General features: G+C 27.3%; 17 protein-coding genes. 16 read left to right on the top strand and 1 reads right to left on the bottom strand.

Features of this window, described 5'->3' with window-relative positions:
- The first annotated feature begins 122 nt into the window (after positions 1-122).
- A complete protein-coding gene (locus DJ007_RS08095; protein ID WP_129409156.1) occupies positions 123-2624 on the top strand; it encodes an alpha-amylase family glycosyl hydrolase in 2502 nt (833 codons plus the stop codon).
- Between the two features lie 228 nt (positions 2625-2852).
- Here DJ007_RS08095 and DJ007_RS08090 read toward each other — a convergent pair whose 3' ends face one another.
- Positions 2853-3620 (bottom strand): hypothetical protein, encoded by a 768-nt coding sequence (locus tag DJ007_RS08090; protein WP_129409155.1) that lies wholly within the window; start codon positions 3618-3620, stop codon positions 2853-2855.
- A 262-nt stretch (positions 3621-3882) separates the two neighbouring features.
- Between DJ007_RS08090 and DJ007_RS08085 the strand changes: the two genes are divergently transcribed.
- From DJ007_RS08085 to DJ007_RS08030, 15 genes are all read left to right on the top strand, one after another.
- Entirely contained in the window at positions 3883-4659 is a 777-nt protein-coding gene (locus DJ007_RS08085) for an ABC transporter ATP-binding protein (protein ID WP_129409154.1), read from the top strand.
- Positions 4660-4669: 10 nt separating this feature from the next.
- Positions 4670-5470, top strand: a complete 801-nt coding sequence (locus DJ007_RS08080; RefSeq protein ID WP_129409153.1) for a DUF2705 family protein — start codon at positions 4670-4672, stop codon at positions 5468-5470.
- A gap of 10 nt (positions 5471-5480) precedes the next feature.
- On the top strand, positions 5481-6275 hold the full coding sequence (locus tag DJ007_RS08075) for an ABC transporter permease (protein ID WP_129409152.1): 795 nt from the start codon (positions 5481-5483) through the stop codon (positions 6273-6275).
- Positions 6276-6326: 51 nt separating this feature from the next.
- The gene (locus DJ007_RS08070) at positions 6327-6956 is read left to right on the top strand and encodes a hypothetical protein (protein WP_129409151.1); all 630 of its coding nucleotides are present in this window, start codon (positions 6327-6329) and stop codon (positions 6954-6956) included.
- 74 nt (positions 6957-7030) lie between these two features.
- Positions 7031-7183, top strand: a complete 153-nt coding sequence (locus tag DJ007_RS14740) for a hypothetical protein (RefSeq protein WP_165974079.1) — start codon at positions 7031-7033, stop codon at positions 7181-7183.
- Positions 7184-7203: 20 nt separating this feature from the next.
- Positions 7204-7869, top strand: a complete 666-nt coding sequence (locus DJ007_RS08065) for a hypothetical protein (protein ID WP_129409150.1) — start codon at positions 7204-7206, stop codon at positions 7867-7869.
- 169 nt (positions 7870-8038) lie between these two features.
- A complete protein-coding gene (locus DJ007_RS08060; protein WP_129409149.1) occupies positions 8039-8863 on the top strand; it encodes a phosphate ABC transporter substrate-binding protein PstS family protein in 825 nt (274 codons plus the stop codon).
- 15 nt (positions 8864-8878) lie between these two features.
- Positions 8879-9583 carry a PstC family ABC transporter permease gene (locus DJ007_RS08055; protein WP_240739395.1) on the top strand — a complete coding sequence of 235 codons (705 nt, stop codon included), beginning with the start codon at positions 8879-8881 and terminating at the stop codon, positions 9581-9583.
- Complete coding sequence (locus DJ007_RS17590; RefSeq protein ID WP_240739394.1) at positions 9553-9738, top strand: hypothetical protein; 186 nt, start codon at positions 9553-9555, stop codon at positions 9736-9738. Before DJ007_RS08055 ends, DJ007_RS17590 begins: the two co-directional genes overlap by 31 nt.
- The gene (pstA, locus tag DJ007_RS08050; RefSeq protein WP_129409148.1) at positions 9735-10559 is read left to right on the top strand and encodes a phosphate ABC transporter permease PstA; all 825 of its coding nucleotides are present in this window, start codon (positions 9735-9737) and stop codon (positions 10557-10559) included. Before DJ007_RS17590 ends, pstA begins: the two co-directional genes overlap by 4 nt.
- Complete coding sequence (gene pstB, locus DJ007_RS08045; RefSeq protein WP_129409147.1) at positions 10549-11328, top strand: phosphate ABC transporter ATP-binding protein PstB; 780 nt, start codon at positions 10549-10551, stop codon at positions 11326-11328. Before pstA ends, pstB begins: the two co-directional genes overlap by 11 nt.
- 13 nt (positions 11329-11341) lie before the next feature.
- On the top strand, positions 11342-11776 hold the full coding sequence (locus DJ007_RS08040; protein WP_240739393.1) for a phosphate signaling complex PhoU family protein: 435 nt from the start codon (positions 11342-11344) through the stop codon (positions 11774-11776).
- Positions 11725-11940 carry a PhoU domain-containing protein gene (locus DJ007_RS17585; RefSeq protein WP_368359671.1) on the top strand — a complete coding sequence of 72 codons (216 nt, stop codon included), beginning with the start codon at positions 11725-11727 and terminating at the stop codon, positions 11938-11940. Before DJ007_RS08040 ends, DJ007_RS17585 begins: the two co-directional genes overlap by 52 nt.
- A gap of 72 nt (positions 11941-12012) precedes the next feature.
- The gene (locus DJ007_RS08035) at positions 12013-12690 is read left to right on the top strand and encodes a response regulator transcription factor (protein WP_129409146.1); all 678 of its coding nucleotides are present in this window, start codon (positions 12013-12015) and stop codon (positions 12688-12690) included.
- A gap of 1 nt (position 12691) precedes the next feature.
- Positions 12692-13639, top strand: coding sequence for a sensor histidine kinase (locus DJ007_RS08030; RefSeq protein WP_129409145.1), 948 nt, complete (start codon positions 12692-12694; stop codon positions 13637-13639).
- The last annotated feature ends 21 nt before the right edge of the window (positions 13640-13660 follow it).

The following is a 13660-nucleotide window of genomic DNA, read 5'->3' as shown; positions in this document are numbered from 1 at the left end:
TAGATAGAATTAAAGCTTATTAAGAGATAAAATATCTCTTTAATTACTGAAATCTTTAATTTGAAAGTAAATATATTTTGGTATACTAAATAAGTAAAAAATATAAATAAGGGGTGTATAAAATGAGAAAGATACTATTGTTGCTATTTCTGTTTGTTTCTGTAGGATATTTTGCAAATAATATAAACTGGGAAGATCAGGTAATTTACTTTTTAATGATTGATAGGTTTTCTAATGGTGATTATAGCAATGATGTTTTAACGGAAAATAGTATTGAAGCAGGTCCAGTAAATTCGAAATATAATGGTGGTGATTTAAAAGGTATTATTTCTAAGTTGGATTATATAAAAGATTTAGGCGTAACAGCGATATGGATAACTCCTCCAATAGCTAATCAATGGTGGGATGGTTATGTGAATTATGGAGGCTATCATGGTTACTGGGCAAGAGATTTCAAAAAGATAGACGAGCATTTTGGAGATATAGAGCTATATAAAAAGTTAATAACGGAGGCCCATAAAAGAGGAATTTATGTGATTCAAGATATAGTCGCTAATCATGTGGGTAATTTTTTTATTTATAAAGATGGAAAGTATTATTTAAATGATAAAAGTATTCCCACAAATAAACCAACACAATATCCATTTAATATGAATGATTATAATGATCCGGAACAACGAAAACTAGAAATATATCATTATCCGTCAGAAATAAAAAATCCAGATAAACAAAATACGGAGTTTGCAAATCTTGATGACTTAAATACAGAAAATCCTATAGTTATAGATGCATTAAAAGATTCATATAATTTCTGGATTAAAGAAGTTGGTATAGATGGTTTTAGGATAGATACAGCAATTTATGTACCTCATGAATTCTGGAAGAAATTTTTAAATGATGATGATGGAATTTATTCAACGGCTAAAAAATATGGGAAGAATAATTTTATAGTTTTTGGTGAAGCATGGATTACTCCAAAACCTTTTGATAATATTGGTGAAAAAACCTTAAAAGAGTATTTTGATGATGGTTATAATTCTATGCTTGATTTTCCTCTTTTAACAGATATAAAACGTGTTTTTAAAGAAGGAAAACCGACATCTTATCTTGGTTTCAGACTAAACGAAAGACAAAAATATTATGATGCAAAGCGATTGGTGACTTTTGTTGATAACCATGATATGGATAGATTTTTAAAAGGTGCAACTAAGAATGATTTAAAGCAAGCGTTAACTTTAATATTTACTATTCCGGGAATACCAACGATTTATTATGGTACAGAACAGGGTTTTGTAGAGACAAGAGCAACAATGTTTAAAGAGGGATTTGCTTCAAATGGGACGGATCATTTTGATAAAAATAGTGATCTATATAAATTCATTCAGGAATTAATAAAGTTAAGAAAAGATAATAAAGCCTTTAGATATGGTAATGTTGATGTTGTTTTTGTTGATGAATTAGGGCCTGGAGTATTAGCATATACAGTGAGTTATGAAAAAGATGAATATCTTGTTATGCTAAATACAAATGCAAAAAGAAAATATGCAACAGGAATAGATCTTAAAATAGAAAAAGGCAAAGTACTTAAAAATATTTTTGCATTGAATATGCTTGGGAAGGACATTACATATGAAGGTGTTTTAAATGTTCTTCTGAATGGAAAATCTGTAGCTATTTATAAGTTTACAGATAATACGAAAAAACTTAAAACAAAAAAAGTTTCTGTGAATATATTAAATTTAAAAAATAGTGAAAAATTTAAAACAGATTTTTCAATAAAAGGGATAGCTTCAAATGCGAAAAGTATAAAATTAATAATTGATGGTGAAGAAAAACCATATGCTGCAATTAAATTAAATATGAAAGAAAATGAAAACTGGGAGATTCCAGTAAAAATAGCATCATTTACCCCTGGAAAGCATAAAATTTTTGCAAAAGTATATGGAAAAACACCAATTTTTAATAACTACTCAAAAACCTATGATATTATTATTGATATTCCATCTAAAGAACTTGCTTATGTTGAAGATGCTTTAGGTGATGATAAAGGACCATTTGGTACATATAGATATCCTTTGGATACGACATTTAAGAATCAGGAAGATATAAAAGCAGTAAGAATACAACAGATTGGGACTCAATTAAAGGTGGATTTAATAATGAAAGAAATAACAGATAGCTGGTCACCTGCAAATGGTTTTGATCATGTGACTTTTCAAATATTTTTTGATAATCCAGATAAGAAAGGTATTACAGTATTACCAAACCAAAATGCAAAGATGCCAGAAGGATTGGATTGGGATTATGAGTTATATTTAACTGGTTGGGTAGTTTCTGCCCATAGTAGTGAAGGAGCTAATGAAGATACAATGGGGAAACCTATAACACCAGTTCCTACTATAAAAGTTAATAAACAATTAGCAACAGTGAGTTTCACTATTCCATTATCTGTATTTGAAACTGATAATTTAAAAGGATGGAATGTTTATATAACAACATATGATTATGATGGAATTGAATCGGTATTGAGACCATTAAGTCCTGAAGGAGGACAATGGGTTTTTGGTGGTGGAAAGCCAACCGATCCTAAAATTATGGATGATATTTTTATTACTATAAACTAACAGGAGTGCAAAAGCACTCCTGTCAGACTGTCAACAAAATAAAATAAGAAAAATAATATGAGCGAATCCTTGAAAATTCCCGAAAAAATGTGAATGGAACCGGTCAATTTTGCACGGATGCAAAATTGAGCGAAACCGAACAAGGATGTGAGTTTGAGCGACCGGTGGGAATGAACATTTTTGAGGAATAAGAATTTTCACCGGATGAGCGAATATTATTTGAGTGTTTTATTTTGTGTTATATAATAGTATTAAACCAGTTCCGAATAGGGCTAAATCCGTTAAAAATCCCAAAATATTAAATTTTTCTTTTTTATCAATTATTTCAGATTTTGAATACGATTTTTGAAATACTTTTTGATTATTTTTGTTTAAAATTTCCATTGTTATTACATAATCTAAATTATATTCTTTTGAAGAAGCTATACCATAATTGTTTGTAATTATATTTTGAGTTATGTTGTGAATATAAATATTCACTTTATAATCATATTCATTGAATTTATTTGAAAAGATTTCAATATTTTTCTTTTTTAAAACATTTTCTTCTACAAGATTTTTTAATAGAATGGAATCTATATATTTATTTTTTTCAAGCAAAGATATTGGATTTGTAAGAAAATAAAAGTCAATCCCAAGCGGAATCATTAACGAAAAATAAAGCGTATCAGAGTTAAGATTTTTTATGACATCAAAAATGGAAAAAGTAAAAAATAGAAAAGCAGTTGGTGAATATTTCAAAAAAGGGATGCTTTTTTGTGATAGAAATACAATATTAGATCCAGAATATTCATTTTTATAATCCTCATAATATCTCATAGAAGAAGATTCGCTGGTAATATTAACTACAATGTTGCCATTAACGTTGTTTAAAATATCCTCCGATAAAATAGAAGCTATTTTTGAATATTCCTCATGTGTTTTTTGGTTTATCAAATCTTCTGAAAATGAAAATATTGAAATTAACAATATAAGTCCAATAAGAAATTTCTTCATATTATTTTCTCCTCCCTTTTTATCTTCTTATTATAATTTTATCATAAAAATATTAATTTATATTTTTGTAACATGTTTATTATACACTATAACTAACAAGTTATGTTAGTTTATAAAGAAAGTTAAAATATTCTCAATAATTTTATGTTTATCATTGAGAATGGATTAGGAGGGGAAAAATGATTAGAATTACCAATTTAAAAAATATTATGGTAAGCATAGGGGAATTGAAGATGTATCATTTGAGATCAAAGAGGGAGAAATGTTTGGTTTAATAGGACCTAATGGTGCAGGGAAAACTACTACAATTAGAATTTTAACCGGCTTCTTAAAACCGGATAATGGAGAAGCTTTAATTGAAGGAAAGAAGATGCCATTTGAGGTTGATTTTGTAAAAGAAAATATAGGATATATTCCTGGTGAGGTTAATTTTTATGGTGATATGAAAATATCAGAGTTTTTAGATTTTAATAGATCATTTTACAAAAATATTGACAGAGAATATGAAAAAGAAATTATTGAATTATTGGGTATTGAAGTGAATAAAAAATTTAAAGCCTTATCTCTTGGTAATAAGAAAAAGATAGCTATATTACAAGCACTGGTTCATAAGCCAAAGTATCTGATTTTAGACGAACCAACTAATGGTTTGGATCCATTGATACAACAAAAATTCTATAGTTTAATAAAAAGACATAAGGAAATGGGAGCAGTTATTTTGTTTTCATCTCATATATTATCAGAAATTGAAAAGTTATGTGATGCATTTGCGATGATAAAGGATGGAATTGTAGTAAAATCAGGGACTATAGAAGGGTTAAGAGATATATCCAGGAAAATTATAAGTGTGTATAATTTGAAATTTATCGAGGATTTAAAAAAATACAAATATTCAAATTCCAAAAATAATACATATATTTTTGATATAAAAAATTTAGAATTAAAAGAGTTCTTGAGCGATTTAGTAAAAACAGAGTTTTCGGATATAGAAATTAAAAACCCTGCATTGGAAGATATATTCTTAGAGTTATATAAGTAGGGGTGTTTATATGAACTTAATTAAGAAAGAATTTAAATTCAATTTTAAAAGTTTATTCATATGGATAATAGTTATAACCGTTTTTAATTTAATGTTTATTGGTCTTTCTGATTTAATATCTGATGAAAACGCTACTTATGTTAGTTTCATAAAGAGAATGCCAAAAGCTTTTTTAGATGCGTTTAATATGGATCCTGAAACGTTATTTAGAGCAGAAGGATTATTGGGTACCGAAGGTATGACATTTATGTTTATTTTTTTTGGTCTATATGCATCTATGTTATCGAGTAAATTATTTGCTGGAGAATATAATAATAAGACAGTAGAATATTTATTGATTAAACCCTATTCCAGAAAAAAAATATTTTTTAATAAGGTTTATGTTATTTTAATAAATATATTAATATTATTCTTGGTCTTTTTAGGAACTGAGTTCTGGTTTTTCAATCAATTTGTCAAAAGTGATTATAATAATAATATATTATTTGCTTTTGCACTATATTTGTTGGTTGTTGAAATTTTCTTTGCTTCAATTGCTGCTTTACTTTCCATTTTAGTAAAAACTAGAAAACTAACTAATTCTATATCATTGGGAATATTATTCTTTATGTATTTTGGATATACTATTACTGAAGGGGTTAAAAATACAGAATTATTTAGAAAATTAAGTATTTTCTATTATATTCCTATTAAAGATACGCTAAAAAATGGTAATATATATTTTTTAAGCTCAATAATAATAATCTTTATTTCTTTCATTCTATTTTTTCTTTCTCAAAGAATATTTGAGAAGCAGGATATAATGATTTAGGGGGATGTTTATGTTATTAAGAAAGGAATTGAAGTTTAATTATAAACCCTTTTTAATCTGGTTAATAGTATTATTATTTTTTTCTGCTATGATTGCTCCTTTTGTTGATGTAATTATGGAAGATGCTGCATCATTACAAGAATTTATTAAATCATTTCCAAAATTTATGTTGAAAATTTTTAATATTAGTGAGAATTTTATTACCCCGGAAGGTTTTTTTAGTGCAAAGGTTATGATTATGGCTGAAATATTCGCTGCGATATTTTCAGTTACCTTAGCGGCTAATGTTTTTGTGGATGAATTTGAGTCCAAAACAATAGAATATATCTTAACAAAGCCGTATTCAAGAAATAAGATATTTATAAAGAAAGCGCTTGCGTTATTTATCTATTATACATTATTTGCTGTTATTTTTTGTGTTGCGGTGTTATGGTTATTTAGTATATATGTAAATTATGATTATAATCCAGAGATTTTAGCTGGATTTACATTATATTTATATGTTATTGAAATATTTTTTGGAGCATTGACAATATTATTTTCTGTTGTATTTCAAAAATCTTTTATCACCATTTCTACAGTTATGGGAATATTCCTGATCATGTATATTGGTGATATGCTGGGGAATGTTGATGAAAAATATGAGTGGATAAGGAATTTAACGTTATTTAAGTATATACCTTTAGGAGATACTATAAAATATTCAAAAATATATATTGAAAATTCTGTTATATTTATAGTAGTGGGTATTATTATTACAATAATTGCGGAAAAGATATTCGAAAAAAAAGATATACTAATTTAAGAGTATATATCTATACTTTTAGGTGTATAATAAGAGTAAGGAGGCGATAATATGAAAAAAATTATGATAGTATTATTAATCTTGATTAGTACATTTGTTTTTTCAGTTAAATCAGATATTGTTCCGCAACATGAGAAAGGTTTCTTTGTGAATTTTGAGAATATTGGTTTTTCGTTTTCCAACATAGAAATATCAAGTGCTCCGTTATTGGATATTCTTGGTGTATATAATTTGGGGCTCAGGTATTATTTAGAAAAAAATATAGTATTAGATTTAAATGGAGGAATTATAGATCCTTTTGTTTTACCATCATATTTTGGCAATGAAAGACCAGATAATGGATATTTATATATTTATTATTTAAATGGTTATAATCATAATAATTTCAATTTTGGGAATTTTTCACTGAAAACACATTTTCAACCTTCTCTTTATGGAATAGCTATGCAAATTAATGATATTGACGATAAACCATTTAATTTAGGCTTAAATGCTATAACTATAAGGGGTTTTTCTCAATTAGGATATTATATAATGGATAATTTAGAATTATTTGGAGGTATTGAAGGAGGATATTTACTTGCAGTAAATGTAAATCCTGATCCAGATGATCCTGATTTTGATCAGTTTATAAAAAAGCAAAAGAAGATTCACTTTATTCTATTGGAAGAGGAGGTATAAGATTTTACTCAGGGGATGTTTTTGGTGTTGAACTTGGCTATAGAATAACTCTAATTGATGGATCTTTAAAATTCTTGCAGGGATACAATGCTACAGATTATATATATAATTCATTCAGTTTAACCTCTATATATACTGCTATATTAAATGAAGAAGATCCATTTAAAGATATAAATATTCCTTTTATTACGACAGATTATTATTTGTCATTTACTGTAAAATTTTAATACGATAAGGAGTGAAAAGAGTGAAAAAAAGATATTTGTTAATGATTTTATGCATATTAAGTTTATCTTTAAATGTATTTTCTTTGCCATTATTAAATCCATCTCCTGAAATAGTCGATGAAGGTAATATGCAATTAGAACTTGTTTCATATGGTAATATTGCTATTAGATATGGACTTTTTGGATTCATGGAGGTAGGAGCATCAGAGAATGAAGGAAATGGCTATTTAAAAATGGGATTAAAAAATATTTCAGGAGTTCCATTTAACATTGCATTAAGTTATGGGTATATTTATGGCGATAATAATTATATTTTAAATGGTGTGTTTGGATATACAGGAGAAAAGATAAGAATTTCTGGAGGAGCTGCATTTTCTAAAAACGAAGATTATGATTATGAAAAAGATAAAAGTATTACTAATTATGAACTGGATCCTTTTATGGCGGTTACTATGAAGATCGATGATAGATCGGCAGTGAATTTTGAAACAAATCTTCCAATTTCTTTAGGTGATAGTGGAACAAATTATGGTTTGCCAGTTATAAGTATATATGGAACACAAAAATATGATAATGTATTCTTTTTTAAATATATTGGTATCTATGGCGGTATAAAATATGATTTTGGTACAGTAAAAATTTTATTTGGAGTTTCAAGTAATATAGAATTCTTTAAAAGTAAGTAGCAGGTATAATCGCCTGATAATAATTATATTTTATTATATATGGTCAAACTCAGGAGGTCCTGGATAAAGGGACCTCCTTTTTCTTAATATTTCTTAATATTTATAAATATAGAGAAAAATATAGAATTATATAATCATTATGTCAAAATAAAAAAATGGAGGTAAGAATATGAAGAAAGCATTATTAGTGGTTTTATTAATGAGCGTTATGGTCATATCTTTTTCAGCCAAATTAGTTATTAAAGGTTCTAACACCATTTTTCCAATTGCCCAATTGTGGATAGAAGAATTAAAAAAAGAAAAACCGGATTTAGAAATAACGCTTGAAGGAGCTGGATCATCAACGGGAATTGCTGCATTATTTAATGGTACAACAGATATTGCAAATGCTAGCAGATTTTTAAAAGAAAAAGAAATAAAAAAAATGAATGAAGAAGGAAAATATTTTGCACCAATAGTTATTGCATACGATGGAATTGCTATAATAGTTAATCCAAAGCTTGGAATTAATGATATATCATTAGAAACATTAAAAGGTATTTATACCGGAAAATTAAGAACCTGGAATCAGGTAAGTCCAAATCTTCCTAAAAAAAGAATAGTTATATATTCGAGAAATACAGCATCTGGAACATTTGAGACGTTTGAAAAAAAGGTTTTAAAAGGTGCTAGAATGGCTCCAACTATAAAAATGGTTGAATCTACTCAATTTGAAATTGAGCAGGTATCAAAAAATAAATATGCAATTGCTTATGTTGGTGTTGGTTATGTAAATAATTCTGTAAAAGTTTTAAAAGTTGAAGGAGTTGAACCAACAAAGTTAAATGTCTTAAAATCAATATATCCAATTTCAAGACCATTATATATGTTTATTGACGTAACAAACGGATGGTCAGAAACAGGAGTTATCAAAGAATATATAACTTTTGGGTTATCTAAAAAAGGACAGGAATTAGCAGAAAGGGCAGGTTATATAGCAGCATATGGATTCTAAAAAGGAGTGTGTCGATTGAGAGAATTAAAAAATACAATTAATACATTTATTATAAAAAGTGTTGCTCTATCCGGGATAATTGCATTAATATTAATATTTGGATTTGTTATAAGAGAATCCATACCAGCTTTAAGAGAAGTTGGTATGGAAATCTTTACAAGTTTTGACTGGTTTCCTACCTATGACCCACCAGCATATGGGATATTAACAATGCTAATTAATTCAATTCTACTAACAATTTTTTCTTCTTTAATTGTTATCCCTTTGGGATATATTATAGCTTTTTTTATGTATGATTATGCAGGTAATTTTGAGAAAAAAATGATGAAAGGAGCAATAGATTTATTATCTGGAGTACCTTCAGTTATTATAGGTATGTTTTTAATAATATATATTTCTCCATGGATGCTTGAAATAGGAGCATGGTCTTCAGAAAATATTTTGCTTGCATCTATTGGGTTAACTATTCTTTCTTTGCCCTACACGGCTTCTTTAATGGAAGAAGCAATGAGCTCTATAGATAAAAATCTTAAAGAAGGAGCATTGGCTTTAGGAACAACAAGATTTACTACAGGTTTTAAAATTGTATCCAGGGCTGCATTATCAGGGATTTTTAATGCAATTATATTGACTGTAAATAGAATTATTGGAGAAACAATGGTTGTTTTAATGGCGGCTGGTGGGCAAATATGCTTCCTTTTTCCATTTTTGATCCCGTGAGACCTTTAACAGCAGCTATAGCAAGTGAAATGGGGGAAGTTGAAATAGGTAGTATTCATTATTCTGCTTTATTTGTATCGGGATTATCTCTTTTAACAATATCGTTTATTCTCACATTAACTTCTAAAAGGCTCTCAAGGAGATGGAGTAAATGAAAAAGGATAAAATTATATCATTTATATTCAGAATAATTAGTTATATTATCTTTTTTACTATAGTATTTATTTTTGCATTTGTTATATTTGATGGGATTAAATATTTTTCTATAGATTTCTTTACCCAATTTCCTAAAAATATGATGACAGAAGGTGGGATTTTACCTGCAATTATTGGAACTATATATTTGTTGACTACAACATTAATAATTTCTATACCTTTTGGTGTATTAACAGGAATATTTCTGTCTGAATATGGAAATAATAAAATTGGAAGATTATTGGATACAGCTATTACATCTTTATCTGGAGTTCCTTCCATTGTGTATGGATTATTTGGATTAGCTTTGTTTTCAATTGCTCTTAGACTCAGGACATCTCTATTTTCTGGGGCATTAACATTATCTGTAATGGCATTGCCTATTATTTCTTCAGCAACAAGAGAGGCTTTAAGCTCAGTACCAGATACCATGAGAGAGTCTGCTTATGCATTGGGAGCAAAAAAAACTGAGGTTATATATAACGTATTAATACCAGCAGCCAGAACCAGGATAATAACAGCTATATTAATCGGTGCTGGTAGAGTTATGGGAGAAACCGCTCCTGTATTATTAACAGCTGCTGTATTTTATTCAACACATATGCCTAAATCAATAAAAGACCCTATAATGACTTTATCCACACATATATATAATGTGGCGATGGCTTATGGAAAAGATGCTCAATGGATGGCGAAAGGAACATCTTCATTTTTGATGTTGCTTATACTTATTATTTATTTAATAGCATTTAGAATAAGGAGGAAATTAAATGCAAAATGATGTTATTATTAAGAATGATGTTATAATTAGAGTGAATAACTTTAATGCATGGTATGGTGAAAAACAGGTTTTAAAAAATATAAATATAGATTTTAAACGAAATAAAATTTCTGCTATTATTGGTCCATCAGGATGTGGAAAATCCACATTATTAAGAAGTATAAATAGAATAAATGATGAAATCACATCTTATAAAATCTCTGGAGAAATTATTTTTGAAAATGAAAATATATATGATAAAGAGTTGGATTTAACAATATATAGAAAAAGAGTTGGCATGGTTTTTCAGAAACCAGTACCATTTCCTATGTCAGTATATGAGAATGTAGCATTTGGTTTAAGGATTCATGGAATGAAAAATAAAATTAAAATAGATAATATAGTGGAGAAATCTTTGAAACAAGCGGCTTTATGGGATGAAGTTAAAGATGAATTGCACAAATCTGCCTATGAATTATCTGGTGGGCAACAACAAAGATTAGTTATTGCAAGAGCTATCGCAGTTGATCCTGAAGTTATATTATTAGATGAACCAACATCAGCATTAGACCCGATTGCCACACAAAGAATTGAAAGATTACTTGAAGAGTTGGTTGAAAATTATACTATAATTATAGTAACGCATAATTTACCTCAGGCGATAAGAATATCCGATTATATATATTTTATGTATCAAGGAGAATTAATAGAATCAGGTTTAACATCGGAGATTATAAAATCACCAAAAAATCAATTAACTGAAGACTATTTAAATGGAAGAATAGGATAATGGAGGTTATAATATGCAAAGTGTCCATCATTTTGAAAATGAATTATTAGTATTAAAAGCAGATATATCTAAAATGTTATCTCTTGTATTAGATTCATTCAATATGTCGATAGAATCATTAGAAAAAAATGATGAAGAATTAGCAAAGAGAGTAATAGATTTAGATGACAAAATTGATGACATAAATAGAAAAATAGAAGATGAAGTATATCAAATTATTGCAAGATATAACCCATTGGCAAAAGAACTAAGATATATAATTACAATGATAAAATTTTCAAATAATCTTGAAAGGATAGGAGATTTATCCTGTAATATAGCTCAAAAAGTTTTTGGATTTAAGAAAATAAATTTCACACCATATTTGAATGAAGATATGCTAAAAATGATTGGGTTATCTCTGGAAATGCTAAAAGAGGTTTTAAAGCATTTAATGAAAGAAATATAGAATTAGCTATTGAAATTTGGAAAAAAGATAATATTATAGATAATTTAGAAATGGAAATTAGAAAAGATATTTTAAAAGAATTTAAAGAAGGAAAGTATGATGAAAAATTTATTATCCCTTATGCTTTAATTGCAAGGATATCGAGAGAATTTCGGATCAGGTAACTAATTTATGTGAAGAAATTGTATATATTGAAAAAGGAGAGAAAATAACTAATTTAATATAGGAGGAAAAATATGCCTTCCATTCTGATAGTTGAAGATGATAAAGATATTAGAGATATTTTAAAGACATATTTGGAAATAGAAAAATTTTATGTTTATGAGGCAGAGTCAATTAATGAAATGAATAATTTTTTAAACAATAATAATGTAGATATTATTCTACTGGACATTATGTTGCCTGATGGTGAATCTGTAGATATTTTACCTTTCATTAGGGCAAAAAACAAAAATACTGGAATTATAATTATTTCTGCCAAAAATACAGATAGAGATAAAATTTACGGAATAGAAAATGGCGCTGATGATTATATTACGAAACCATTTAACCCAAGAGAGGTTATAGCCCGAGTTCGAGCTCTTTTAAAAAGATTAAAAAATGATGATGAAAAGCTTCAATTTGGGAATCTGGAAATTTTTTCAAATAACTATACTGTAAAATATAAAGGGAAAAATATAGATTTAACAGCCAAAGAATTTGAAATATTATATCTACTTGCAAAAAATTCGGATAAGATATTTACCAGAAATAATATAATTGAAAAAATATGGTATGAAGATGATTTTATTACAGATAGAGTGGTTGATGTTCATATTAGTATGATTAGATCTAAAATTGGAAAAAACTGGATTAAAACCATTAGAAATCTGGGATATAAATTTAATAAATCTGCTGATGAAATAGGTGATTAATATGATTTTTAATACTTTAGATTATATTAATGAAATGATTATAGAGTTAGATGGTTCTAAAATTAAGAGAGCAAATAAAATAGCTAAATTACATGGCTTTAAAGAAAATATAGAAATAATAAGTGTTTTTACTTTTAATGAAATAGATGAATTTATTTCGTGCCTAATCAATAAGAAAGATTATTTTATCGAAACAACAGTATATTTTTTTCATGGATCAAGTAAATTTTGTAAAATAACCTTTTTAAAAGATGACTCAACTATAGTTATTGAAGATAAAACAGAAAAAGAGCTTATAAAACAGGTTAAATCAGATTTTATTACGTCTTTATCGCATGAATTGAGAACACCATTATCGGTGGCTAAAGGAAATTTGTTTTTGATAGAAGATTTAAGTAGAGAAAGCAACTTAAAAGCTCCTATAAGAAAGGCTAAAAAAGCTATATCAAGAATAGAACGAATTCTTGACCAATTAACAATGCTTTCCATGGCTGAATTTGGTAATTATATGATTAAAGTTGAGCTATTTGAACCTGAAAAAATTTTCCGGGATGTTATTATGGACCTTGAAAATAAAATTAAAGAAAAAAATATAGAAGTAATATTTAATTCTAAATTAGAATTTATGCAGGGAGATCCTTTTATAATATATACGATTTTAAGAAATTTAGTATCAAATGCTATTAAATATTCTCATAAGAATTCAAGAGTTTATGTAAAAATTTCAAAAAGCGAAATTGTAGTTGAAGATTATGGAATTGGGATAAGGGAACAGGAAAAAAATAGAATTTTTGAGAGATTTTTTAGAGGTACAGATGCAAAAAAATATGCTCAAGGTTCTGGCCTCGGTTTAGCTATTGTTAAATATTTGTGTGAATTAGCAAATTATAAAATTGAATTTGATTCAAAATGGATGGTTGGAACTAAATTTATTATTAAAATGGATTAAAAATATGAGGGAATCCCCATA

Source organism: Marinitoga lauensis, from assembly GCF_004135675.1.
Classification (GTDB): Bacteria; Thermotogota; Thermotogae; order Petrotogales; family Petrotogaceae; genus Marinitoga; species Marinitoga lauensis.
This window is presented reverse-complemented; position numbering and strand designations above follow the sequence as displayed.